This window comes from Dankookia sp. P2 (genome assembly GCF_050632255.1).
Lineage (GTDB): Bacteria > Pseudomonadota > Alphaproteobacteria > Acetobacterales > Acetobacteraceae > Paracraurococcus.
This window is the reverse complement of the sequence record NZ_CP192581.1, coordinates 5,039,306-5,062,497: the sequence shown is the minus strand read 5'-3', so window position 1 is coordinate 5,062,497 and position 23,192 is coordinate 5,039,306. Positions and strand designations below refer to the sequence as shown.

The following is a 23,192-nucleotide window of genomic DNA, read 5'->3' as shown; positions in this document are numbered from 1 at the left end:
CTGCGCGCATGTGCACGGTGATCCTGCTGCACCGGCCCGGCCATGCCTGGCCGGTGCTGGCCGCCGCCAACCGCGACGAAATGCTGGACCGCGCCTGGGACCCGCCGGGCGCCTGGTGGCCGGATGCCCCCACGGTCACCGGCGGGCGGGACCGGCTGAGCGGCGGCACCTGGATGGCCGCCAACCGCGCCGGCGTCATGGCTGCGGTGCTGAACCGGCCGGGCAGCCTGGGCCCGGCGCCGAACAAGCGCAGCCGTGGCGAGTTGCCGCTACTGGCGCTGCGCGAAGCCACCGCCGCGGCGGCGGCCGCCGCCATCGGCGCCCTGCCCGCCGCCGAATGGCGGCCCTTCAACATGGTCGTCGCCGACCGCCGGGGCGGCATCTTCCTACGCGGTGAGGGGCGCGGCCGGCCCGAGGCGCTGCCGCTGCCGCCCGGCCTGTCGATGGTCACCGCGCATGACCCGAACGACCTGGCCAGCCCGCGCACTGCCCGGTACCTGCCGCGCTTCCGCGCCGCGCCGGTGCCGGACCCGGCGACGGGGGACTGGGCGGGGTGGGAGGCGCTGCTGGCCGATGACAGCATTGCCGAGAGCCGCGCCGACACGCTGCGGGTGCCGCCGGAAGGCGGGTTCGGCACGGTCTGCGCCAGCCTGCTGGCGATCGCGGCGGACGGCACGCTGGGCTGGCGCTTCGCCGCCGGTCCGGCAGGGACAGCCGCCTTCCGGCCGGTGGCCGGCGGAGCGCCGCCCGCATGAAAGCAGGCAGGCGGGCCCTGCTGAGCCTGGCGGGGCTGGTGGTCGCCGCGGCAGCCCGGGCCCAGCCGCTGCCTAAGCCGCCGGCGCCGCCGAAGCCGCCCTCCGGGAAGCCCGCCAGCCGGACCGCGCCGCCGCCGGCCAAGGGCGCCGCGCCTGGCCGGACCGGCAAACGGGAGATGGCGAAGCGGGCCACGGAGAAGCCGGCCCCGGCTGCCGAAGCCGCCCCGCGCGGCCCCCTCCCGGTACGGGAGGACGGGCCGACGCTCCGGCCGATCGACCGGGAAGCTGGTGCGGCACTGGCTCCTGGCCAACCCGGACTGGCGCCCCGCCGGCCGGCCGCTGCCGGTCGGCGAGGGCCGGGCGCTGCCGCCCGGGCTGCCCCGCCCGCCGCTGCCGCCCGGGCTGGCGGTGCTGCTGCCTTACTTTCCCGGCTACCGCTATGCCGCGATGGGGCCCGACCTCGTGCTCTATGCCAGCGGAACGGAGGTTGTGGCCAGCCTGCTGCCCGGGGCGCTCGCCCGCTAGGCGCGGCACGCGGGTCTGCCCGTCCCACCCCCACCCGTGGCGGTTGGGCGCCCCCCTTGCTATAGGGGCGCTGCCGGTGCGCCCGGCCCGCCGGGGCGCCAGGCGCCGGGCCCGGGGCGCGCGGCAGCAGGAAGGACCGATCAGACCATGGCGCGACGCCGGCAGCTCTACGAGGGCAAGGCCAAGATCCTGTTCGAGGGACCGGAGCCGGGCACCCTCGTGCAGTACTTCAAGGACGACGCCACGGCGTTCAATTCCGAGAAGAAGGGCACCATCACCGGCAAGGGCGTGCTGAACAACCGCATCAGCGAATACCTCATGATGCGGCTGATGGATATCGGCGTGCCGACCCATTTCATCCGCCGGCTGAACATGCGGGAGACAGCTGATCCGCGAGGTGGAGATCATCCCGCTCGAGGTCGTGGTGCGGAACGTCGCCGCCGGCAGCCTCTCGACCCGCCTCCGGGATCGCCGAGGGCACCCGCCTGCCGCGCTCGATCATCGAGTACTACTACAAGAACGCGACGCTGAAGAACCCGATGGTGTGCGAGGAGCACATCACCGCCTTCGGCTGGGCCGCCACTCAGGACCTCGACGACATCGTCGCGCTGACGCTCCGGATCAACGACTTTCTCACCGGCCTCTTCCTCGGGGTCGGCATCTCGCTGGTCGACTTCAAGATCGAATTCGGGCGCCTGTACGAGAACGAGGAGATGCGGATCGTCCTGGCCGATGAGGTCAGTCCGGACAATTGCCGGCTTTGGGACAGCAAGACCGGCGAGAAGATGGACAAGGACCGCTTCCGCCGGGACCTCGGCAAGGTCGAGGAAGGCTACCAGGAAGTCGCCCGCCGCCTCGGCATCCTGCCCGAGGCCGGGGTCAGGGACCTCAAGGGTCCCGAGATGATGCAGTAGGGGTGCGGCCGATGCTGACGCGTTTCCTCGAGGCGGTCGTGGTGCTCTGCGCCGTCATCGGCTTCTACGCCCTGCTCTCCCTGCTGGGGCTCTTCCCGGCGACGACCTGGCCGCTGATCTTCGCGGTGATCGGCAGCTATGGCTGCTACCTCTATGGCCGCTACGGGCGGCGTCTGCTGGGCGGTGACGTGACATGAAGGTACTGGTGACGGTGATGCCGAAGGCGGGCGTGCTCGATCCGCAGGGCAAGGCGATCGGGCATGCGCTGGCGGGGCTCGGCTTCGAGGGCGTCGGCGAGGTCCGCGCGGGCAAGGTGATCAAGCTCGAGATCGCCGGGACCGACGCGGCGGCGGCGAAGCAGGTGGCCGAGGCCATGGCCCGCAAGCTGCTGGCGAATACGGTGATCGAGAGCTTCCGCGTCGAGATCGCCTGACGGCATGGTCAAGCTTTCCCTCCTGATCCTGCTCGTGCTGACGGTGCTGATCGCCTTCGGCCTGCGCTGGCGGGAGGAACGGCTGCCCGCGGTCCGGGCGGCGCGGCGGCCCGGCTGGCTGGAGCAGCAGAAGCTCAAGCTGAACCGCTGGATGACGGCGGCGACTTTGGCGACCTTGGTGACGATACTGGTGCTCGGTGGCCTGCACTGGCTGCGGGTATTGCAGGGGTAACATGACGGGGATGATGTGGTGATGCGCGCTGGAATCGTCCTTTTCCCCGGCACAAACCGCGAGCGGGACATGGCGCTCGCGCTGCAGCAGGTGACCGGCCGCAAGCCGGAGATGCTCTGGCACCGCGACACCGCGCTGCCGGCGGGCATCGACCTGGTGAGTACTGCCGGGCGGCTTCTCCTATGGCGACTATCTCCGCTGCGGCGCCATGGCGGCGCAGAGCCCGATCATGCAGGCGGTCAAGGCCTTCGCGCAGAAGGGCGGCCACGTGCTCGGCGTCTGCAACGGCTTCCAGATGCTGACGGAAGCGGGGCTGCTGCCCGGCGCGCTGCTGCGGAACGCGACGCTGCGTTTCCTGTCGATGGACTGCCACATGCGGGTGGAGCGCACCGACACGCCCTATACCAACCGCTTCCGGCAGGGCCAGCTCTTCCGCTCGACCATGGCGCATGGCGACGGCAATTACTTCGCCGACAATGCGACGCTCGACCGGCTGGAGGCCGAGGGGCTGGTGGCGCTGCGCTACGCGACCCCGGCCGGCGCGGTGACGGAAGCCGCCAACCGCAACGGCAGCGCGCGGAACATCGCCGGCATCCTCTCGCCCAACCTGCGGGTGCTCGGCCTGATGCCGCATCCGGAGAACCAGGTGGACCCGGAGATCGACGGCACCGACGGCCTGCCGCTGTTTGAGAGCCTGGCGGCGACGCTGGCCACGGCGTGATCCGGCGGCACCCCGCCGTGCCGCCTTCCCCTTGCCATTCGCCCGGCTTTCGGGCGCGCTTTCCGAGCCCCTCGCATGACCCAGACCCCAGCCCTTCTCACCCCCGACCGGGCCCGCCAGCTCGCCGCCGAATACGGGCTGAAGCCGGACGAGTACGACCGCGTCCTCGCCATCCTCGGCCGCGAACCCTCGCTAACCGAGCTCGGCATCTTCTCGGTCATGTGGTCGGAGCACTGCTCCTACAAGTCGAGCCGGGTCTGGCTGAAGGAGCTGCCGACCAAGGCTCCCTGGGTGATCCAGGGTCCGGGCGAGAATGCGGGCGTGATCGACATCGGCGAGGGGCTGGCCGCGGTCTTCAAGATGGAGAGCCACAACCACCCCTCCTTCATCGAGCCCTACCAGGGCGCGGCGACCGGGGTCGGCGGCATCCTGCGCGACGTCTTCACCATGGGCGCCCGCCCCATCGCCAACCTCAATGCCCTCCGCTTCGGCATGCCCGACGCGCCGCGGATGAAGCAGGTGATCGACGGCGTGGTGCGCGGCATCGGCGGCTACGGCAATTGCGTCGGCGTCCCGACCGTGGGCGGCGAGGTCAACTTCCACCCCCGCTACAACGGCAACCCGCTGGTCAATGCCATGACCGTCGGCATCGCCCGCGCCGACCGCATCTTCACCGCGGCCGCCAGCGGCGTCGGCAACCCGGTGGTCTATGTCGGTAGGCAAGACCGGGCGCGACGGCATCCATGGCGCCACCATGGCCAGCACCGGATCCACCGCGGATCTCGGAGGAGAAGCGCCCGACCGTCCAGATCGGCGATCCCTTTACCGAGAAGCTGCTGATCGAGGCCTGCCTCGAGCTGATGGCGACCGACGCCATCGTCGCCATCCAGGACATGGGCGCCGCCGGCCTGACCAGCAGCAGCGTGGAGATGGCCGGCAAGGGCGGCATGGGGATCGAGCTGGTGCTCGACAACGTGCCCCAGCGCGAGACCGGCATGACCGCCTACGAGATGATGCTCTCCGAGAGCCAGGAGCGCATGCTGATGATCCTGAAGCCCGGGCGCGAGCACGTGGCGGAGGCGATCTTCACCAAGTGGGAGCTGGACTTCGCCGTCATCGGCCACCTGACCGATACCGGCCGCATCGTGCTGAAGCACAAGGGCCAGCTCGAGGCCGATATCGAGCTGGCACCGCTGGAATCCGAGGCCCCGCTCTACCGCCGGCCGACCGCCGAGACGCCGAAGCAGCCGGTGCTGGATGCCACCGCCATCGCCGACCCGGTCGGGCCTGGGGCGGCGCTGCTGACCCTCCTCGGCAGCCTCGATGTTCTGCTCCCGCCGCTGGATCTGGGACCAGTATGACAGCATGGTGGGCGGCCAGACCGCGCGGCGGCCGGGCGCGGCGGATGCCGCCATCGTCCGGATCGAGGACAGCCGGCGGGCGCTTGCGATGACCACCGACTGCACCCCACGCTACTGCCTGGCCGACCCCGAGGAGGGCGGCAAGCAGGCGGTGGCCGAGGCCTGGCGGAACATCACCGCGACCGGCGGACTGCCGCTGGCGATCACCGACAACATGAATTCCGGCAATCCCGAGAAGCCCGAGATCATGGGGCAGTTCGCCTCGGCCGTCCGCGGCATGGCGGCGGCCTGCACCGCGCTCGACTTCCCTGTCGTGAGCGGCAACGTCTCACTCTACAATGAAACGGAAGGGCCGCGGCATCCTGCCGACCCCGCCATCGGCGGCGTCGGCGTGCTGGAGGACGTGGCCCAGGCCACCGGCCTCGGCCTGCAGCCCGGCCTCGACCTGGTGCTGGTGGGCGAGACCCGCGGCTGGCTCGGCCAGTCGCTCTGGCTGCGCGAGATCGCCGGGCGGGAGGAAGGCGCCCCGCCCCCGGTCGACCTGGTGGCCGAGCGACGCAACGGCGACGCGGTGCGCGGCTGGATCCGCCAGGGGCTGGTCGCCGCCTGCCACGACCTCTCGGATGGCGGGCTGCTGGTGGCGGCGGCGGAGATGGCGATGGCCGGCGGCACCGGCGCGACCCTCGCGGCAGGTCCGGCATACATCCCGGCGCATGGCTGGTGGTTCGGCGAGGACCAGGGGCGCTATTTGCTGGCGGTGCGGGACGGCGACGCGGTGCTGGCCGCGGCCCAGGCCGCCGGGGTCCCGGCCATCCGGATCGGCCGGAGCGGCGGGGAGGCCTTGGTTCTGCCCGGCGGACAGTCCATATCCGTCGCGAAGCTTGCAGAGGCGCGCATGAGCGCACCCTGCCGGCGCTGATGGCGGAAGCTGGGGGGCTTAGGCGGATGGCGATGCAGCCGGCGGAGATCGAGGCCTTGATCAAGGCGGCCCTGCCCGATGCCCAGGTCACGATCGAGGACTTGGCCGGCGACGGCGACCACTATGCCGCGACCGTCGTCTCCGAGGCGTTCAAGGGCAAGAGCCGGGTGCAGCAGCACCAGATCGTCTATGCCGCGCTGCGCGGCCGCATGGGGGCGAGCTGCACGCCCTCGCCTTGCAAACCTCGGTGCCGGGCTGAACCCGGCACCGTTCCAGGACAACCGGCGCGCCACCGCGCCGCCAGCGATCGCAGGAAGGATGAGAGCGATGACCAATCCGGTGTTCGAGCGCATCGAGGCCGACCTCAAGGCGAACCCCGTCGTGCTGTTCATGAAGGGCACGCCGGTCTTCCCGCAATGCGGCTTCTCCGCCCGCGTGGTGCAGATCCTTTCGCACCTGGGCGTGCCCTTCATGGGCGTGAATGTCCTGGAGGACATGGAGATCCGCGAGGGGATCAAGGCCTACACCAACTGGCCGACCATCCCGCAGCTCTATGTCGGCGGCGAGTTCGTCGGTGGCTGCGATATCATTATGGAGATGTTCCAGGCCGGCGAGCTTTCGACCTTGATGAAGGACAAGGGCATCCCGGTCTCGGCCGAGGCCTGAGCCAGACGCCACCCGCCCGGGCCCTGGCCCGGGCGGGCCGCACTCGACGCGGCCCGCGACCCTGCTAGGCTTCCCCGGCGAAGCACGAACGGGGAAACGCATGGCCGATTTGCCGCACCGCAGCCTGGGCCGGACCGGCCTTTGCGTCGCCGCCCTCGGCCTCGGCTGCATGTCGCTCTCCGGGCGTCTACGGGGAGGCGGACGACGCCGCCTCTGTCGATCTCGTCCGCGCCGCCATCGACCGCGGCATCGACCACTTCGACAGCTTCGACATGTATGGCTGGGGCCATAATGAGGAAGTCCTCGGCCGCGCGCTGCGGGCGTGCGCGACCGCGTGGTGCTGGCGACCAAGTTCGGCCAGACCCAGAACCCCGGCGGCCCGAACGGCGTCAACGGCAGCCCCGACTATGTCCAGCAGGCCTGCGAGGCCTCGCTCCGGCGGCTCAGGGTCGAGGTGATCGACCTCTACTACCAGCACCGCGTCGACCCGAACGTGCCGATCGAGGAGACGGTCGGGGCGATGAAGCGGTTGGTGGAACAAGGCAAGGTCCGCTTCCTCGGCCTGTCCGAGGCCCGGCCGGAGACCATCCGCCGGGCGCACGCCGTCCACCCCATCGCCTGCGTGCAGACCGAATACTCGCTGCTGTACCGGGAGGAGGCGGAGGAGACCCGGGCGACGACCACGGCGCTCGGCATCGGCTTCGTCGCCTACAGCCCGCTCGGCCGCGGCTTCCTGACCGGGGCGATCCAGAATTCCGCCCAGGTGGACGGCAGGCGGGCGGCGCATCCGCGCTTCCAGGAGGCGAATTCGCCGCCAACCGCGCCCTGGTGGCGAAGATGGAGGCGATCGCCGCGGAGAAGGGCTGCACGCCGGCGCAGCTGGACGCTGGCCCTGGCTGCTGGCGCAGGGCGAGGACGTGGTCGCCATCCCCGGCACGCGCTACCTGCCGCGGATCGAGGAGAACCTCGGCGCGCTCGGCGTGGTGCTGTCCCCGGAGGATGTGGCCCGCATCTCGGCCGCCGTGCCCACCGGCGCTGCCGCCGGCACCCGCTACCCGCCCGGCGCGATGAAGGCGGTCTATGTCTGACCCGGGAAGACGCTGTCCCGCGCGCTTTTGTTTGTACTTCGCCCGCGTGTGAGGCCGGGAATGGGGCTGGGCGTGCGACCCCTGCCCCATGCCCCGCGATTCTGCCACTCCCGCCCCTGCCGTCTCCATCCTGACTCCCGCCTATGACGTCGCACGCCTCGTCGGCGCGGCGGTGGACAGCGTGCTGGCCCAGGACTTCCCGGATTGGGAGATGATCGTCGTCGATGACGGCTCCCGCGACGGCACGGCCGAGGCCGTGGCGGCACGGCGCGACCCGCGGATCCGGCTGATCGTGCAGGAGAATGCCGGCGTCTCCGCCGCCCGCAGCCGGGCTATGGCGGAGGCACGGGGCGAGGCGATCCTGTTCCTCGACGCCGATGACTGGCTGGCGCCCGATGCGCTGTCGCGCCTGCTGGCGGCGCTGGCCGCGGCGCCGGAGGCGGTCGGCGCCTCGCGGCGGCTACTGCGGTGATGGCGGAGGATGCCGGGCCGGGCGATGCGCCGCTGCGCCGGAAGGCCGGCCCCTTCCCCGCCGGCGACCTGCTGGAGACGCTGCTGGTCGAGAACCTCTTCGCCAATGGCGGCCACCTGCTGCTGCGCCGCGACGCAGTGCGCCAGACCGGGCCCTTCCCGCCCATGCTGCGCTACGGGGAGGACTGGGAGTACTGGATCCGCCTCTCGCTGCAGGGGCCCTGGGCGGTGGCGCCGGGCGCGGCGCCCATCCTTTTCCTGCGGCAGCGGGCCGGCAGCGCCTATCATCGCATGGCGCGCGACCCGGCGGCCTTTGCCCCGGCGATGCTGGCGATCTGGGGCAACCCGGCGCTGGAGGCGAGGCTCGGACGGTCGCGCTTCCTGCAGATCCAGCGGCGGGCGGAAGCGGAGAATGCCTGGATCGTCGGGCGGAGAGCTGATCCGGCACGGCCAGCGGGCGCAGGGGCTCGAGCGGCTGCGCGCCTCGGTCGCCCAGGCGCCGACGCCGAAGCGGGCGCTGCTGCTGGCGGCGGCGCATGCCATGCCCATGCTGCCGCGGGCGCTGCACGGGCCCTTCGTCGCCTATCCGGGGTAGCCTGCGATCGTCCTGGGAAAGACCGCCCGGCACGCGAATCGCCGGCTCGACGCCAGCCAGCCCAACGCAAAACGCCGGGCCCTTGCGGGCCCGGCGTTCCGGGAAGGCTCGGTCAGGCAGCCTGGGTCAGCGCGAGTAGAACTCGACCACCAGGTTCGGCTCCATCTGCACCGGATAGGGCACGTCCGACAGCTTCGGGGCGCGCAGGAAGCGGCCGCGCATCGCGCGGTGATCCACCTCGATGTATTCCGGCACGTCGCGCTCGCCGTTCTGCGCCGCGTCGAGCACGCAGGTCAAGCTGCTTCGAGCGCTCCTTGACCTCGATCGTGTCGGTGTCGCGGACCTGGTAGGAGGGGATGTTCAGCCGCTTGCCGTTGACCAGCACATGGCCGTGGTTGACGAACTGACGCGCCGCGAAGGGGGTCAGCGCCAGCTTCATCCGGTAGATGACGGCGTCGAGGCGGCGCTCCAGCAGCTCGATCAGATTCTCGGAGGTATCGCCCTTGCGACGCACCGCCTCCTCGTAATACTTGCGGAACTGCTTCTCGCCGATGTTGCCGTAGTAACCCTTCAGCTTCTGCTTCGCCATCAGCTGCACGCCGAAGTCGGTCGGCTTCTGCTTGCGGCGGGCACCGTGTTGGCCGGGGATCGTCTCACGCTTGTTGATCGGAGACTTGGCGCGGCCCCAGAGGTTGACGCCGAGGCGGCGGTTGATCTTGTACTTGGATTCGAGACGCTTGGTCATACTGGTCTGCGTCCGCTCCCGGTTCCGGGTTGCGGCCTTCCTTACGGTGTTGTCCCGGTAGGCCCCGGCCCCGAATGGACCAAGGCGGGCGCAAGCCGGGCCAAGTTGCCTTGGGGCTTGTCCACGTTCCCAGGAAGAGGCCGGGGTTTAGTCGGCGGGACGCGGCCTTGTCAAACCTGGAAGACAGGGCCTAATCCGGTCGCATGAGCGTGACGCGCGAAGAGATCCTGGTGCTCGGCCTGACGGCCGGCGTGGTGGGCAGCCTGGTCGGCGGGCTGATGCTCGGCATCGGGTTGGGGCTGGCGGTGAATGGCGCGCATATCGGCTGGCTGCTGGTCTTGCCGGCGGCGCCGGTGGCCGGGCTGCTCGGCTATGCGCTGGCGCGGAAGCTGGCGAAGCGCGTGCTCAGGGTCAGTTCACGTTGACCACCACCAGGTCCCGCAGCTCGTCCTTGTCCAGGCAATACACGTCGCGGTTGCGGGTACGGAAGGTCGGGGTCATCAGCCGCAGCGAGACCTGCATCTCCACCAGGTAGCGGGCCCAGGAGGCGGCGATGCGCGCCGCGGTGCCCTGCATGACCTCGATCACCTCCCGCGTCGCGTCCGGCCCGCCTTCCTTGATGATGTTGGTCAGGCGGTTGAACAGCTCTGGGTCGCTGGCGGCGAACATGTGGACGCAATACTCTGGCGTTGCCGTCGATCCGCCGCAGCACGCCGCCCAGGAAGGCCATGGTGCAGATGCTGTCGCATTCGGCGCCGTTCGGCACCCTGGTGGCGAGCCTGCGGGCGCGGATCAGCCGGCCGGATCGCCAGCCCGTCCTCCACCGCGCCACCGGGCGAGTTGAACAGCACCTCCCGGATGCCCGGATTGGCGTCGAGCACCTGCTCGAAGCGGTCGGCATCGCCTGGTGCGAAGGGGCCCTGCACGGTCAGCGCCGGGCGGTCGCCGGCCATCCGCACCACCTGCAGGTCGAGCCGGCGGGCGGCGGCCGGCCGTGCCGGCGGCGCTGGCGGCGCGCGCTGCGGCGCGCGGGGCGCGGCTTCCTCGGGCGACGGGGCGGGGCCGCTGCCGCGGGGCGGAGGGGGCTCCTCCGGCTCCTCCGATTGCGGCGGGGGCGGGCCCTTCAGCCCCTGGGCCGGGACCGGCCCCGGCAGCAGCAGCGCCGCTGCCAGGGCGAGGCCGGCGATCAGGTGGCCGGCTGCCACTGGCCGTTCCCGCCTTCGCAATACCGGCTGTTCTGGCACGACCTCCTTGCCGCCGATATAGGCGACTCCTCTCGCACCGTGCGGCATTCGCCGCCGCCGGCCGCGGGCCGGTCCACCGAGACCAGCGCGGCGCTGCCCTGGGTGGGGTTCTTCTCGGACCGCCAGGTGACCTGGGGCGCGCGGGTCTTGGGCGGGGCATAGCTGCGGCCCGGCTGCACCGGCGGCGCCTGCACCGGCTGGGCCAGCACCTGCATGGTGGCCTGCTGCGCCCGCTGGCGGTCGCGCTCATCCAGGTTCTGGCCGATCGCGCTGCCAGCGAAGCCGCCGGCCAGCGCCCCGACCAACGCCCCGACGGCGGCGCCGGTGTTGTTGCCGCCGATCAGCCGACCGCTGAGGCCGCCGAGCAGGGCGCCGCCGCCAGCGCCGAGCAGGGCACCCGATTGCTGGTTGTTCATGTCCTGGCAGCCACCGAGCGGCAGGCCGAAGGCAATCAGCAGGAGCAGAATGGCGCCGGGGCGACGCATGCGGCGGAGTCTCCGTGAGGCGAAGCGGGAACCGCGGCATCATCGGCCGAGACCGATCATCCATTCGTACACGTTCTGGTGCAACGCAGAACCGTATTGGTTAGCTCACTCCTCCGGCCGGCCCCGCCGCATCCGGCCGCGCGACAACTCCGTCACCACGCCGTGCAAGGTGCGCAGCTTTCTGCTCGGTCACCTCGCCGCGCTCCGAACCAGTGGCGCAGGTTGCGCACCATACCCGGCCGCTTCGGCAGGTTGTCGAGGAAGCCGGCGGCATCCAGCTCCGCCACCAGACGGCCGAGGAAGCCTTCCAGTTCGCCCTTGGTGGCGACATGGGTCTCGTTGGTCTGCAACTGGCGCGGCGGCGTCGGCTCGGCCGCCGTCCACCACTCATAGGCCAGGATCATCACCGCCTGGGCCAGGTTGAGCGACATGTGCTCGGGGTTCAGCGGGTAGCGCACCAGGGTGTCGGCGCAGGCGACGTCGTCGTTCTCCGAGCCCCGCGCGCTCCGGCCCGAAGAGCACGGCGGGTGCGGAGGCCCCGGCCATTGATCTCGCGCAGGTCCTCGGCCGCGGCGCGGGCGGTGCGGATCGGGATGACGATGTGATCGGGGCCGCGGGCAGGTGGCGAAGACCCGGTGGCAATCGGCGACCGCGCTCGGCACGTCGGGGAAGACCTGTGCGGCGTCGAGGATCGGGTCGGCGCCCGAAGCGGTGCGCCAGGCGCGGTCCTGCGGCCAGCCGTCGCGCGGCGCCACCAGCCGCAGGTGGAACAGCCCGCCATTGGCCATGGCGCGGGCGACCGAGCCGATATTCTCCGCCAGCTGCGGCCGGACCAGCACGACGATGGGGCTCTCGCCCGGCGCCGGGTGCAGGTCGGCGGCGGGCTTGCCGCCGCGGGTCCAGGGCCTCCGGCATCAGCCGGTGAGCGCCGAGGCCGAAGGCGAGCGCCGGGCGCAGCCGCCATGTCCCCTCCCCTACCGGCTCGGCCAGCAGCAACAGCGGCTCGGCGGGCGGCGTCGACCTCCATCGCCACCGCGAGCTCGACGGCGAGCGCCCGGTAGGCCTCGATCGGCTGCTTCGCCGCCGCGGCCAGCGCTGCCTCCGCCGCCGTGCAGTCCGGCGGCGTCGAGATGCGCCCGCAGCCAGGCCCGCGTCGGGTCGGTCAGCGCGATGCGCTTGATGGCGTCCAGCCAATCCTCGGGCGAGGCAGTCAAACCGGTACTTCCTAAGACTCAGAAAAAGCGGTGAGTGGGGGCCCGGGGGAGAAAGGTGCCCTCTCTCCCCCGGTTCTTGGTCACAGGCGCCGCCAGGTCGTCCCCCTGCGGCCCATCCTCCAGCAGGATTCCTTGCCCTTCAGCTCGTCACGGATCCGGTCCGCCGCGGCGAAGTCGCGCGCCTTTCGCGCCGCCAACCGGTCGGCGATCGCCTGGTCCACCCAGCCAGTGTCCTCGCCACCCTGCAGCCAGGCCTGCGCCTCGCCCTGGCAGATCCCGAGCACCGCCGCCGCCTCGCGGAAGGCGAGCGCCGCGACGCCGGGCACCACGGGCCATTGCTTGCCGGCGCGGTGCAGCACGGTGGCGGCCGAGCCGCCGACGCTGGCGACGTTCTCCAGCGTCCGCAGGTCGCGCAGCCGGGCGAGGGCCAGCGGCGTGTTCAGGTCGTCGCGCAGCGGCTCCAGCGCCCATTCCGCCATCTCGGCTTGGCTCGCCTGTGCCCTGCCGGCGGCTCGATGGCGCGGGCCAGCATGGCGTAGTGGTCGTCGAAGCTCGGCCTTGGCCTCCTCGAGCCCAGCAAAGGTGAAGTCGAGGTCCGAGCGGTAGTGGGTGCGCAGCAGCAGCAGCCGGAAGGCCTCCCCGGCCCAGGCGCCACGCGCCAGGATGTCCCGCACGGTCAGGAAATTGCCGAGCGACTTCGACATCTTCTCCCCGTCGACCCGGAGCATGCCGTTATGCATCCAGTAGCGGGCCATGGCCGGGTGCCGAAGGCGCAGCGCGGACTGCGCCACCTCGTTCTCATGGTGCGGGAAGAGCAGGTCCTGGCCGCCGCCATGGATGTCGAAGACCTCGCCGAGGGCCTTCCAGGACATGGCGGAGCATTCGATGTGCCATCCCGGCCGGCCGCGGCCCCAGGGGCTGTCCCAGCCGGGCTGCTCCGGGGTGCTCGGCTTCCACAGCACGAAGTCGCCGGCATCGCGCTTGTAGGGGGCGACCTCGATCCGGGCGCCGGCCAGCATCTCCTCCTGGTTGCGGCCCGACAGGGCGCCATAGTCGGGGAAGGAAGCGACGCTGAACAGCACGTGGCCCTCGGCGGCATAGGCATGGCCATTGGCGACCAGCCGCTCGATCAGCGCGATCATCGGCGCGATGCTGTCGGTCGCGCGCGGCTCCTGGTCCGGCGGCAGGGCGCCGAGGGCGGCCATGTCGCGGTGGAAATCGGCCGTGGTGCGGGCGGTGATGGCGCCGATCGGCTCTCCGCTTTCCAGGCTGCGGGCGGTGATCTTGTCCTCGACATCGGTGATGTTGCGGACATAGGTCACGCGGGGAAACAGCCGCCGCAGCAGCCGCGCCAGCACGTCGAAGACCACCACCGGCCTTGCGGTTGCCCAGATGCGCCAGGTCGTAGACCGTCGGGCCGCAGACATAGAGCCGGACATGGGAGGGGTCGATCGGCGCGAAGGGCTCGCGCGTGCGGGTCAGGCTGTTGTGCAGCGTCAGGTCGAGGGTCATCACGGCGCATCCATAGTCCGGTCGGCGGCAGAACGCATCATCGGCCGCGCATGCGGCGGCGGTTCAGCGGCGACAGGGCAGGACGGCGACCATGCCGCATCCTGGCCGCTGCGGCGCCGGGCCGCCACCGGAATGCGAAGGCGCGGCGGGGGAACCTCCGGGGGCGGGACGCCTTTTGGCTGTCCATCACACGGAGAAAAACCATGATCCGCAACATCGCCATGGGTCTTGTCGCCGCCACTCTCGTCGCCGCCCCGGCCCTCGCCCAGCGCGACGGCACCCCCGGCAACCCGCCCAGCACCGCCACGCAGCGCACCCTCGACCGCGCCACCGGCAGTGCCCCGACCCCGGCCGACGGCACCCGCGGCAACCCGCCCGGCACTGCCGTGGCCGCGCTGTGGACCGCGCCACCGGGTCCAACACCACCGGCGCCAACCCTAGCCACGGCACCGGCGTCACCCGCACCCCGATGAACGACACGACGCATCGCGGCACCACCACCGCGCCAGCCCGGTAAGCAAGGAAGGCCCGGCCGGGTGGCAGCACCCGGCCGGCATCCGGCTCAGCGGCGGGGCGGGAGCGTCCCGGTCGGCGCCCAAGGCGTGACCAGCCCGCCGCCGTCATAGGCGCGGAGCGACGGGTCGGCATCGCCGGCCCTGGCATAATCCTCACCCCGCATGCCGCCGCCGGCATAGGCGCCGAGATCGGCGGCTTCCACCACCTGCGCCGCCGGCAGGCGGGCCATCGCCCCGGCCGGCAGGCCAAGCTGCGGCGCGACGCTGGCGAGGTAGTTCTCCGTCTCCTCCGGCAGGATCATGCTGCCGGAAAGCCAGGCCGCTGTCCGCTCCGGCCCCGCATTGTAGGCGGCCAGGAAGGCCGGGGCGCCGAAGCGGTCATGCATGGCCCGGATATAGGCCGCGCCCGCCAGGATGTTGTCGCGCGGCGCGTAGGGGTCCGGGCCCAGCCCGTGCTGCGCCGCCAGCGTGTCGTAGGTCCGCGGCATCACCTGCATCAGCCCCATGGCACCGACCGGCGAGGTGATTGGCCGGCCGCCGGCATCGAATCGCCGCCCGCCGCTCTCCTGCCGCATCACGGCACGGATCCAGCGCTCCGGCACCTGGAAGCGTGCGGCGGCCTCCTTGATATGCGGGCCCCAGGGATCGCCGGGCGGGCCGGGCACGACATAAGCGCCCGGCGCCCGGGCCCGGTACACGCGCGCCTCGGCGCGGGAGCCGTCGAGGTCGTAGCCATAGTCGCCGTTGCCGTCATAGCCGCGCCGGCCATCCCAGACGGCGGCGGGCCGGGTACAGCCGGCGAGCAGGGCAAGGACGGCGAGCGGCAGCAGGCGGTCGAGGCGCATGGGCGGGCACCGGGGCGACGGGGATCGTCATCCTGCCACGCCGGAGATGACCGGATCGTGGCGCGTGCATGGTCAGCCGGCCGCGGCGACCCGCAGCCGCTGGGTCACCTTCTCCGGCCCGATCAGCGGCAGCAGGGTCTTCATCTCCGGCCCATGCTCCTCCCCGGTCAGGGCCAGGCGCAGCGGCAGGAACAGCGCCTTGCCCCTTGCGTCCTGTCGCCTCCTTCAACGTGGCGGTCCAGGCGGCCCAGGTCGCCTCGTCCCAGGGCGCGGGCGGCAGGGCGGCGAGCGCGGCGCGGAGGAATTCCTCCTCCCCCTCCTGCGGCGGCGGCACGACGGTGCCGCGCACCACCTCGAACCACTCCCTGGCTTCCGACAGCAGGTCGAGGTTGCCGCGGATGGCCTCCCACCAGGCCGCGTCGGCGCCCTCCGGCAAAAGGGCCCGGACGCTCTCGAAGCTGGCTTCGTGCAGGTGCCGGCGGTTCAGCGCCAGCAGCTGCTGGACGTCGAAGCGGGCGGCGGATTTGGAGATGGCGACGAGGCGGAAGCCCGCCACTAGGTCGCGCGGCAGGCCGGGCACCGGGTCTTGCGCGGTGCCGAGCGCGGCGAGGTAGCCGGCCAGCGCCGCCGGCTCGATCCCCGTCCTTGCGCAGCTGCCTCAGCGAGAGCGAGCCGAGGCGCTTCGAGAGCGGCCCGCCATCGGCATCGGTTAGCAGCGGCAGGTGGATGAAGCGCAGCTTCTCCGGATTGCCGCCGAGCGCCTGCCAGAGGTCGATCTGCACGCCGGTATTGGTGACGTGGTCCTCGCCGCGGACGATATGCGTCACCCCGCTCTCGAGGTCGTCCACCACGCTGGTGAAGGTATAGAGCGGCGTGCCGTCGGCGCGCAGCAGCACCGGATCCGAGAGGCTCGGCAGCTTGACCCGGCGCTCGCCGAGCACGCCGTCGAGCCAGGTGACCTCCCGCATGTTCAGCTTGAAGCGCCAATAGGGCGTCTTGCCGTTGGCCAGCGCCCGCTCGTACTGCTCCTTCGTCATCTTCAGCGCGCCGCGATCGTAGATCGGCGGGCGCTTCTGGCGGAGCTGCTGCTCGCGCTTGTAGCGCAGCTCCTCCTCCGACTCGAAGCAGGGATAGAGCCGGCCGGAGGCCTTCAGCCGCTCGGCGGCCGCGGCATAGAGCGGCATGCGGTCGGACTGGCGGAAATGCTCGTCCCAGTCGAGGCCGAGCCAGGCGAGATCCTCCTCCAGCGCCTCGGCATATTCGGACTTGCTGCGATCGGTGTCGGTGTCGTCGAGCCGCAGCAGCACCTGACCGCCGAGCTGGCGGGCGAGCAGCCAGTTCACCAGCGCGACGCGGGCATTGCCGACATGGAGGTAGCCCGTCGGCGACGGGGCGAAGCGAAGTTTCACGATCAGGGCTCCAGCGCGGCGTAGTCGGTGTCCTTGCTTCCGCGCGGCAGGGTGGGCGATGCAATGGGTGACCCAGGTGGCCAGGTCGAAGCCGGGCGTCTCGGCGTATTCGCCCCAGCGGTCGTACATCTCGGCCAGCTCGGCGGGCGATGCGGCCTCGCGGCGCAGGTCCTCGACCTGGGCGCGGACGAAGCGGCGGGCATATTCCTGGGCGGCCTCGGCCGAGGCGAAGCCGCCGACCTGCCATTCCTCGTCCGGGTCGCCCTCGTCGGCGAAGTCGCCGCAGCGGACGCTGTGGCGGCCCGTCGTCCTGGCCGGCCGATTCAGACCTCCACGCCCTGCGGCGCTGCGGTCGTCGGGGCGGCTCACTCCTCCTCCTCCTCGGCGTCGTCCGCGTCGCGGCGGGGGTCGAGGGCACGCCAATTGCGATCCTCGGCATCCTGCGGCGGGCGGGCGGCGAAGTCGGTCAAGCTCGGCGGCGCTGCGCCAGGCCTGCTCGGCGCCGCCGACCACCTCGGCATCCTCGCCGAAGGCGAACCAGGCGGCGATGACAGCATCCGGCTGCATGCCGCGGGTGCGGCAGCGCTCCATGCTGTCGCGCACGTAGCGACGGGCGAAGGCATTGGCGTGCTCCAGCGTCTGGAAGCCGCCGATGGTCTCGACCGGGTCGGCGCCATTGCCGCCCGAGAGATCCAGGATGCGGACGGCGAAGCCGCCCGGCGGGCTGAACAGGCCGGTGTCGAAGGCGCTCATCGGAAGGGTCCGCGGGTCATTGGGGCAGGCATAACGCCGCGCGCGGCCGAACGCACGCACCCGGATCGGCTCAGCCCGTCCGGTCCGGCCGCAGCACCGCGAGCGCCAGCCCGGCGCAGACCACGCCGACCGCCAACAGGGCCAGCGGCGACAGCGCCTCTCCCAGCAGCGGCCAAGCGAGCAGCGCGGCGAGGCCCGGCACCGCGGCGCCGATCATGGTGGTCGGCCCCGGCCCCAGCAGGGCAACGCAGCGGGTATAGAAGAAGCCAGCCAGGATGACCGAGCCGATGCCATGGAAGGCTGCCTGGGTGGCGACCACCCGCCAGGGGATCTCGGCCATGTTGGACGGCAGGAACAGCCACCAGACCGGCAGGTAGAACGGCCCGGTCAGCAAAGCGACGGTCAGCGTCGCCTCGATCGCGCGCAGCCGCCAGCGCTGCACCAGCAGGGTATAGACCGCCCAGCCGGCGACGGCGGTCAGGAACAGCAGCGTGCCGGTCCAGGCGCCCTGGAAACGGCCGGCGGTCGCGGTCCCGAGCAGCAGGCAGCCGGCGGCGACGATGCCGAGGCTCGCCGCCCGCCAGGGGCCGATCCGCCCCTGCCCCATGGCAACGCTCAGCAGCGCCGCCGCCACCGGCAGCCCGGCCGCCATCACGGTCGAGCCCTGCGCCGCCGGCGCCAGCTGGTAGCCGGCATAGGCACACAGGGGAAAGCAGAGCCCGGCGAAGAGGATGATGGCGGGCCAGCGCCGCGGCGGGATGCGCGGCAGGCCGAACCAGGCCAGCAGCGGCAGGGCGGCGAGGAAGGCGCCGCCGAAGCGCAGCGCCGCCACGTCCCAGGGCGTCAGCGCCTGCCGCACGGTCAGCCGCGACATGAGGTGGAAGCTGACCCAGATGCAGAGCAGCCCGGCCGCGCAGGCCCAGCCCGCCAGCCAGTCGCGCCGCCCCGCGGTCTGCGGCGCCGGCAGGCTCAGCCGGGCTGGTTCCCGTGCTTCTTCCGGTCGCCGTTCCGCCGTAGCAGGAATTCGCGGCCGACCTTCACCCGCGCCTCGCCGTCATAGGCGACGATATCGGCGGTGGCATAGGTCTCCGACCAGACATCGGGCAGGTAGCTGCCGGTGCCGACCACGTCGATCGGCGCCTTGGCATCCGCCATGACCCGGCATTTCTGCACGTTAAAGCCAGAGGAGGCGACGATCCGCACCTTGGGGAAGCCGGCTTCGTCCAGCGCCTCCCGCATCCTCCAGAGGGCGGCTGCGGAGACGCCGGTGCCGACCAGCTGGCGCAGCTCCGTCTCCGACCGGTAGCGGCGGATGGCGCCGGGGGCGTGGCGTTCCAGCACGGCATAGCTCTCGGCCGGATCGAGGCCTTCGAGGAAGCGGCCGCCATGGGTGTCGAGCCGGACCGCGAGCCGGCCGGCCGCGGCGAGCTCGGGGAAGCGGCGGCAGACCGCCAGGCCATCGGTCACCTCCCGGCCGAAGTAATCGACCAGGACGGTGAGGTTCTCCTCCGGGAAGGTCTCCTGGAACATCTCGGCGGCGCGCAGCGTACTGCCGGCATAGCCGATCAGGGCATGCGGCATGGTGCCGTAGCCGCGCGGCGCGCCGAACCAGTGAGCGGTGGCGTCGGTCGCGTTGCCAATGAAGCCCTTGGCGCCTTCCTTGATGGCGGCGGCGCCGCCGACGCTGGCGGCGTAGGCCATCATGTTGGCCATCTCGGCGCCGGCGCAGTGCCGCGCATCCATCGCCAGGAAGGCGACCTCCGGCAGCTCGACGCACATCTGGTAGGCGTTGTGCGCGGCGACGCAGGGCGGGCCGAGCTTCTGCAGGTAGAGCGTCTCGAGGTCGGCGAAGCTCGACCAGCGATCCCGTGAGGTAGAGGATCGGGTCGCCGGCGCCGACCCAGGTGCCTTCCGGGTGCATCAGCTCGATCTCGAAGCGGGTGCCGCGGTCGCGCGCCACGCCTTCGAGGAACTCCACCGCCAGCCGCGGTGCGCTGACCACGGGGCGGCGGAGGAAGACCGCATAGGTGACGCGGACATCGCCGAAGCGCTGCACGATCGCCCGGGTTCGGTTGAAATAGGCGTCGGTGCGGGCGGAGATCGCCGCATCGCTGGGTCCTGCCGGCGGCGATCCGTCCATCTTGCCTGTCCCCCCGCCTATTCGGCTGCGCGCGCTGGCAGGACCGGCGCGGCGCTGCGGCGCGCCTTCAGCTCCTCCGCGATCAGGAAGGCCAGCTCCAGCGACTGCTCGGCATTCAGCCGCGGGTCGCAGAAGGTCTGGTAGCGCAGCGCCAGGTCGGCCTCCGACAGCCGGTGCGCGCCGCCGAGGCATTCGGTGACCTCCTGGCCCGTCATCTCCACATGCACGCCGCCGGGCTGGGTGCCCTCCGCGGCATGGGCGTCGAAGAAGCGGCGGACCTCGGTCAGGATCGCATCGAAGGGCCGGGTCTTGTAGACGCCGACGCTGGTGGTGTTGCCGTGCATCGGGTCGGACAGCCAGACCACGTTGCGGCCGGCCCGCCTGACCGCGCGCAGCAGCGGCGGCAGCTTGGCCTCCAGCTTGTCCGCCCCCATGCGGGAGATGAGCGTCAGCCGGCCCATCTCGTTCTCGGGGTTCAGGATCTCGGTCAGCCGCACCAATTCGTCGGGGTCGGAGGTCGGGCCGACCTTGAGGCCGATCGGGTTCTTCACCCCGCGCAGGAGTTCGACATGCGCGCCGTCCAGCTGCCGCGTGCGGTCGCCGATCCAGAGGAAATGCGCCGAGCAGGCATAGTGGTCGCCGGTGGTGCTATCCACCCGGGTCAGCGCCTGCTCGTAGCCGAGCAGCAGGCTCTCATGCGAGGTGTAGAAGTCGGTCTCCCGCACCTGCGGCAGGTCCGACATGCCGCAGGCCTGCATGAAGCCCAGCGTCTCGTCGATCCGCGCCGCCAGGTCCTGGTAGCGGGAGGCGAGCGGGCTGCGCTCGACGAAGCCGAGATTCCAGCGGTGCACCTGGTGCAGGTCGGCATACCCACCCGTGGCGAAGGCGCGCAGCAGGTTCAGCGTGCCGGCCGACTGCATGTAGGCAAATTCCATCCGCGCCGGGTCCGGCACGCGGGCGGCGGCGGTGAAGTCCGGCCCGTTGACGATGTCGCCGCGGTAGGAGGGCAGCGTGACGCCGTCCTTGGTCTCGACGTCGGAGGAGCGCGGCTTGGCGAATTGCCCGGCCATGCGGCCGAGCTTCACCACCGGGGTGCCGCCGCCGAAGGTCAGCACCACCGCCATCTGCAGCAGCACCCGGAAGGTGTCGCGGATGACGTTGGCGGTGAAGTCGGAGAAGCTCTCGGCGCAGTCGCCGCCCTGCAGGACGAAGGCCTGGCCCTGGCCGGCCTTGGCCAGCGCGGCCTTCAGCCGCCGCGCCTCGCCGGCGAAGACCAGGGGGGCCATTGGGCGAGGCGTGCCTCGGCCTCGGCCAGCTTCGCCTGATCGGGGTATTCGGGAACCTGCCGGATCGGCATGTCCCGCCAGCTTCCGGGGTGCCACCCGCGCGCGGTCATTGTGAGCGTTTCCTGGTCAAAGAGGGGGCGAGCCTAGCCCAGCCGCGCCCCGGGGTGAACCCGGCAGGTGCCAGGCGGGTTTGCGGGGCAGCTATTCCGCCGCCGCACGGATGCCGGCCTCGCGCGTCCGGGTCCGCATCGTCACGAACTCCTCCGCCGCGGTCGGGTGGATGCCGATGGTGCGGTCGAAATCCTGCTTGGTGAGGCCGGCCGCCACCGCAATGCCGATCCCCTGCATGATCTCGGCGCTGTCCTCGCCCAGCATATGGGCGCCGAGCACTCGCTGGGTCTCCTGGCAGACCACCAGCTTCATCAGCGACTTGCGGCCCGGCCGCCGGCTGATGGTGTGGCGCATCGGGGTGAAGGAGGCGACATAGACATCGACCGGGCCGAGCAGCGCCGCATCCGCTTCCGTCATCCCCACCGTGCCGATGGGCGGCGAGGTGAAGACCGCGGTCGGGACGTTCAGGTAGCTGGCCTTCCGCGGGTTCTTGCCGAACAGCGTGTCGGCCAGGGCATGGCCGACCGCGGTCGCCATCGGCGTCAGGTTCAGCTTGTCCGTGACGTCGCCGATCGCCCAGATGTTCGGCGCCGTGGTGCGGTGCTCCTCGTCCACCTCGATCGCGCCCTTCGCGGTGCACATCACCCCGGCGGCGTCGAGATGCAGCCCCTGGGTATGCGGCACCCGGCCGGTGGCGAACAGCACCGCATCGGCCTCGATCGCCTCCCCGCCCAGGATGCTGAGGCGGAGGTGGTCGCCCTGGCGGTCGAGCCGGGCCGGGTGGTGGCCGCAATGCTGGCGGATCCCCTGTGCGTCCAGCGCCTCCTTCAAGGCGACCCGGATGTCGTGATCGAAGCCGCGCAGCGGCAGGTCGGCGCGGTAGACCAGGTCGACCTCGGCGCCGAGGCCGCGGAAGACGCAGGCAGATTCCAGCGCGATGTAGCCGCTGCCGATCACCGTCAGCCGGCGCGGCACCTGCTTCAGGTCGAAGACGTCGTCCGACAGCATGCCGAGCTCGTCGCCCGGGATGCCCGGCCGCACCGCCCGGCCGCCGACCGCGACGACGATCTTCTCGGCGGTCACCCGACGACCGCCGACATCGAGCGTATGCGCGTCGATGAAGGTCGCCCTGGCGTCGAAGACGGTGCAGCCGGCGCCGGCCAGCAGCCTGCCGTAGATGCCGTTCAGCCGTGCCACCTCGGCGTCGCGCGCCGCCTTGAGGACCGAAAGGTCGAAGCCCCGCTTCTCGATGCTCCAGCCGAAGGCCGCGGCATCCTCGGCCCATTGGCCGTATTCGGCGGCATTCACCATGATCTTCTTCGGCACGCAGCCGACATTGACGCAGGTGCCGCCCCAGAAGCGCTCCTCGGCGATGCCCACCCTGGCGCCATGGGTCGCGGCGATGCGGCCGCAGCGCACGCCGGCGGAGCCGCCGCCGATGACAAACAGGTCGAAGTCGTAGGCCATGGTCCGCCCTTTCCGCCGCCGGCCAGCGGCCGGTCCTTTCGCCCTATATGCGCTGGCCGGGGGCGGAAGGTAACCCTGGGGCCAGGGTCAGGGCACCGGATCGAAGCCATGCGCCGCCAGGAAGCGGTGGGCCCGCAGGTTCGCCTCCGCATCCGCCGTGCGCAGCAGGTCGAGGAAGGCCGCCTCGGCCTCGGATGGCTGGTGCCTGCGCAGCCGCAGGATGCCGAGCCGCACCTCCATCCAGGGCGCCCGCCAGGGCAGCGGCACCACCAGCCCGGCGGCGATCGCCGCCTCGGCCAGCGCGATGGTGGTGCCCGCCACTGCATTCGATTCCTGCGCCGCGGTGATCGCCGCGGTCGGGCTTTCCAGCATCAGCGCCGGGAAGGCGGGATGCAGCCGCCCCGCCTGCCGCGCCTGCTCGCGCGCCAGGACCAGCGGTTCCTGCACCCGGCGCGGCACCCGGCCGAGGAAGATCAGGGGCGAGGCCATGATACGCGGCAAATCCAGCGGCGCGCCCGGCGCGGCCAGCGGGTGACCCGGCCGTACCAGGAAGACGCCGGGCATCGGCTGCAGGGGCTCGACCTGCAGGTCCGGCGCGTCGCCGAGATCGCTGATATCGGCAATGCCGATCACCGCCTCCCGCTCCCGCACCAGACGGGGCACATCCGCCCAGTTCATCGTGGTGAGCCGGATCTGGGTGCTCGGATAGAGGTCCAGCATGCGGGCGGCGGCGAGCACCGCGATGGATTCGGCGGAATAGCCGCCGGCGCCGATCGGAAGCGTCTC

19 protein-coding genes and 10 pseudogenes are annotated in these 23,192 nt (G+C 71.7%); 15 read left to right on the top strand and 14 right to left on the bottom strand.

The features are described 5' to 3' along the window. Window positions 1-8 precede the first annotated feature (8 nt). From ACQ86J_RS30075 to ACQ86J_RS30015, 13 genes and pseudogenes are all read left to right on the top strand, one after another. Window positions 9-755, top strand: coding sequence for an NRDE family protein (locus ACQ86J_RS30075; protein WP_431268388.1), 747 nt, complete (start codon window positions 9-11; stop codon window positions 753-755). Window positions 756-1,043: 288 nt separating this feature from the next. Further along, window positions 1,044-1,280: a hypothetical protein gene (locus ACQ86J_RS30070; protein ID WP_431268387.1), complete on the top strand. Its 237-nt coding sequence runs from the start codon at window positions 1,044-1,046 to the stop codon at window positions 1,278-1,280. Window positions 1,281-1,427: 147 nt separating this feature from the next. Continuing rightward, window positions 1,428-2,194, top strand: a pseudogene (gene purC, locus ACQ86J_RS30065) (phosphoribosylaminoimidazolesuccinocarboxamide synthase). An 11-nt stretch (window positions 2,195-2,205) separates the two neighbouring features. Beyond that, a complete protein-coding gene (locus ACQ86J_RS30060; RefSeq protein ID WP_431268386.1) occupies window positions 2,206-2,391 on the top strand; it encodes a hypothetical protein in 186 nt (61 codons plus the stop codon). After that, entirely contained in the window at window positions 2,388-2,627 is a 240-nt protein-coding gene (purS, locus tag ACQ86J_RS30055) for a phosphoribosylformylglycinamidine synthase subunit PurS (protein ID WP_431268385.1), read from the top strand. Before ACQ86J_RS30060 ends, purS begins: the two co-directional genes overlap by 4 nt. A 4-nt stretch (window positions 2,628-2,631) precedes the next feature. After that, the gene (locus ACQ86J_RS30050; RefSeq protein ID WP_431268384.1) at window positions 2,632-2,859 is read left to right on the top strand and encodes a hypothetical protein; all 228 of its coding nucleotides are present in this window, start codon (window positions 2,632-2,634) and stop codon (window positions 2,857-2,859) included. A 21-nt stretch (window positions 2,860-2,880) separates the two neighbouring features. Beyond that, window positions 2,881-3,580 (top strand): annotated as a pseudogene (purQ, locus tag ACQ86J_RS30045) (phosphoribosylformylglycinamidine synthase subunit PurQ). Between the two features lie 75 nt (window positions 3,581-3,655). Continuing rightward, window positions 3,656-5,860 (top strand): annotated as a pseudogene (gene purL, locus ACQ86J_RS30040) (phosphoribosylformylglycinamidine synthase subunit PurL). A 26-nt stretch (window positions 5,861-5,886) separates the two neighbouring features. Beyond that, window positions 5,887-6,119 (top strand): annotated as a pseudogene (locus tag ACQ86J_RS30035) (BolA family protein). 68 nt (window positions 6,120-6,187) lie between these two features. Next, entirely contained in the window at window positions 6,188-6,526 is a 339-nt protein-coding gene (gene grxD / locus ACQ86J_RS30030; protein WP_431268383.1) for a Grx4 family monothiol glutaredoxin, read from the top strand. A gap of 107 nt (window positions 6,527-6,633) precedes the next feature. After that, window positions 6,634-7,748: pseudogene (locus tag ACQ86J_RS30025) on the top strand (aldo/keto reductase). After that, on the top strand, window positions 7,703-8,086 hold the full coding sequence (locus ACQ86J_RS30020; RefSeq protein ID WP_431268382.1) for a glycosyltransferase family 2 protein: 384 nt from the start codon (window positions 7,703-7,705) through the stop codon (window positions 8,084-8,086). Before ACQ86J_RS30025 ends, ACQ86J_RS30020 begins: the two are co-directional and overlap by 46 nt. A 411-nt stretch (window positions 8,087-8,497) precedes the next feature. Then, a complete protein-coding gene (locus ACQ86J_RS30015) occupies window positions 8,498-8,680 on the top strand; it encodes a hypothetical protein (RefSeq protein WP_431268381.1) in 183 nt (60 codons plus the stop codon). A gap of 126 nt (window positions 8,681-8,806) precedes the next feature. Here the strand turns inward: ACQ86J_RS30015 and rpsD are convergent. Further along, window positions 8,807-9,425 (bottom strand): annotated as a pseudogene (gene rpsD, locus ACQ86J_RS30010) (30S ribosomal protein S4). A 203-nt stretch (window positions 9,426-9,628) separates the two neighbouring features. Here rpsD and ACQ86J_RS30005 point away from each other — a divergent pair. Next, entirely contained in the window at window positions 9,629-9,850 is a 222-nt protein-coding gene (locus ACQ86J_RS30005) for a hypothetical protein (protein ID WP_431268380.1), read from the top strand. Here the strand turns inward: ACQ86J_RS30005 and ACQ86J_RS30000 are convergent. From ACQ86J_RS30000 to cysS, 6 genes and pseudogenes are all read right to left on the bottom strand, one after another. Next, a complete protein-coding gene (locus ACQ86J_RS30000) occupies window positions 9,837-10,094 on the bottom strand; it encodes a hypothetical protein (RefSeq protein WP_431268379.1) in 258 nt (85 codons plus the stop codon). The two genes, ACQ86J_RS30005 and ACQ86J_RS30000, sit on opposite strands and share 14 nt — an antisense overlap. Continuing rightward, complete coding sequence (locus ACQ86J_RS29995; RefSeq protein WP_431268378.1) at window positions 10,055-10,630, bottom strand: hypothetical protein; 576 nt, start codon at window positions 10,628-10,630, stop codon at window positions 10,055-10,057. The genes ACQ86J_RS30000 and ACQ86J_RS29995 overlap by 40 nt, the downstream gene beginning before the upstream one ends. Then, entirely contained in the window at window positions 10,612-11,154 is a 543-nt protein-coding gene (locus tag ACQ86J_RS29990; protein WP_431268377.1) for a glycine zipper domain-containing protein, read from the bottom strand. The genes ACQ86J_RS29995 and ACQ86J_RS29990 overlap by 19 nt, the downstream gene beginning before the upstream one ends. Window positions 11,155-11,306: 152 nt before the next feature. Beyond that, window positions 11,307-11,993, bottom strand: a complete 687-nt coding sequence (locus ACQ86J_RS29985; RefSeq protein ID WP_431268376.1) for an RNA methyltransferase — start codon at window positions 11,991-11,993, stop codon at window positions 11,307-11,309. Window positions 11,994-12,128: 135 nt separating this feature from the next. Further along, window positions 12,129-12,368: a hypothetical protein gene (locus ACQ86J_RS29980; RefSeq protein WP_431268375.1), complete on the bottom strand. Its 240-nt coding sequence runs from the start codon at window positions 12,366-12,368 to the stop codon at window positions 12,129-12,131. Window positions 12,369-12,482: 114 nt separating this feature from the next. Then, window positions 12,483-13,880 (bottom strand): annotated as a pseudogene (cysS, locus tag ACQ86J_RS29975) (cysteine--tRNA ligase); the annotation flags it as partial. A gap of 203 nt (window positions 13,881-14,083) precedes the next feature. Between cysS and ACQ86J_RS29970 the strand changes: the two are divergent. Next, window positions 14,084-14,353 (top strand): hypothetical protein, encoded by a 270-nt coding sequence (locus ACQ86J_RS29970; RefSeq protein WP_431268374.1) that lies wholly within the window; start codon window positions 14,084-14,086, stop codon window positions 14,351-14,353. A gap of 89 nt (window positions 14,354-14,442) precedes the next feature. On the opposite strand, the gene ACQ86J_RS29965 is transcribed toward ACQ86J_RS29970, so the two are convergent. The 7 genes and pseudogenes from ACQ86J_RS29965 to ACQ86J_RS29935 form a co-directional block, all read right to left on the bottom strand. Next, the gene (locus tag ACQ86J_RS29965; RefSeq protein WP_431268373.1) at window positions 14,443-15,240 is read right to left on the bottom strand and encodes a lytic transglycosylase domain-containing protein; all 798 of its coding nucleotides are present in this window, start codon (window positions 15,238-15,240) and stop codon (window positions 14,443-14,445) included. Between the two features lie 72 nt (window positions 15,241-15,312). Further along, window positions 15,313-16,649, bottom strand: a pseudogene (gltX, locus tag ACQ86J_RS29960) (glutamate--tRNA ligase). Window positions 16,650-17,472: 823 nt separating this feature from the next. Continuing rightward, window positions 17,473-18,276, bottom strand: coding sequence for a DMT family transporter (locus tag ACQ86J_RS29955; protein ID WP_431268372.1), 804 nt, complete (start codon window positions 18,274-18,276; stop codon window positions 17,473-17,475). A 95-nt stretch (window positions 18,277-18,371) separates the two neighbouring features. Then, window positions 18,372-19,542: pseudogene (locus ACQ86J_RS29950) on the bottom strand (nicotinate phosphoribosyltransferase). A gap of 17 nt (window positions 19,543-19,559) precedes the next feature. Then, a pseudogene (locus ACQ86J_RS29945) lies at window positions 19,560-20,938 on the bottom strand (class II 3-deoxy-7-phosphoheptulonate synthase). Between the two features lie 91 nt (window positions 20,939-21,029). After that, the gene (gene gorA, locus ACQ86J_RS29940; RefSeq protein ID WP_431268371.1) at window positions 21,030-22,406 is read right to left on the bottom strand and encodes a glutathione-disulfide reductase; all 1,377 of its coding nucleotides are present in this window, start codon (window positions 22,404-22,406) and stop codon (window positions 21,030-21,032) included. A gap of 87 nt (window positions 22,407-22,493) precedes the next feature. Next, entirely contained in the window at window positions 22,494-23,144 is a 651-nt protein-coding gene (locus ACQ86J_RS29935; RefSeq protein WP_431268370.1) for a substrate-binding domain-containing protein, read from the bottom strand. Window positions 23,145-23,192 lie beyond the last annotated feature (48 nt).

Bases quoted from the DNA above. Each gene is read 5' to 3' on its own strand.
- ACQ86J_RS30075 (WP_431268388.1), top strand. From the start codon at position 9: ATGTGCACGGTGATCCTGCTGCACCGGCCCGGCCATGCCTGGCCGGTG.
- ACQ86J_RS30060 (WP_431268386.1), top strand. From the start codon at position 2,206: ATGCTGACGCGTTTCCTCGAGGCGGTCGTGGTGCTCTGCGCCGTCATC.
- purS (WP_431268385.1), top strand. From the start codon at position 2,388: ATGAAGGTACTGGTGACGGTGATGCCGAAGGCGGGCGTGCTCGATCCG.
- ACQ86J_RS30050 (WP_431268384.1), top strand. From the start codon at position 2,632: ATGGTCAAGCTTTCCCTCCTGATCCTGCTCGTGCTGACGGTGCTGATC.
- grxD (WP_431268383.1), top strand. From the start codon at position 6,188: ATGACCAATCCGGTGTTCGAGCGCATCGAGGCCGACCTCAAGGCGAAC.
- ACQ86J_RS30020 (WP_431268382.1), top strand. From the start codon at position 7,703: ATGCCCCGCGATTCTGCCACTCCCGCCCCTGCCGTCTCCATCCTGACT.
- ACQ86J_RS30015 (WP_431268381.1), top strand. From the start codon at position 8,498: ATGCCTGGATCGTCGGGCGGAGAGCTGATCCGGCACGGCCAGCGGGCG.
- ACQ86J_RS30005 (WP_431268380.1), top strand. From the start codon at position 9,629: ATGAGCGTGACGCGCGAAGAGATCCTGGTGCTCGGCCTGACGGCCGGC.
- ACQ86J_RS30000 (WP_431268379.1), bottom strand. From the start codon at position 10,094: ATGTTCGCCGCCAGCGACCCAGAGCTGTTCAACCGCCTGACCAACATC.
- ACQ86J_RS29990 (WP_431268377.1), bottom strand. From the start codon at position 11,154: ATGCGTCGCCCCGGCGCCATTCTGCTCCTGCTGATTGCCTTCGGCCTG.
- ACQ86J_RS29970 (WP_431268374.1), top strand. From the start codon at position 14,084: ATGATCCGCAACATCGCCATGGGTCTTGTCGCCGCCACTCTCGTCGCC.
- ACQ86J_RS29965 (WP_431268373.1), bottom strand. From the start codon at position 15,240: ATGCGCCTCGACCGCCTGCTGCCGCTCGCCGTCCTTGCCCTGCTCGCC.
- ACQ86J_RS29955 (WP_431268372.1), bottom strand. From the start codon at position 18,276: ATGTCGCGGCTGACCGTGCGGCAGGCGCTGACGCCCTGGGACGTGGCG.
- gorA (WP_431268371.1), bottom strand. From the start codon at position 22,406: ATGGCCTACGACTTCGACCTGTTTGTCATCGGCGGCGGCTCCGCCGGC.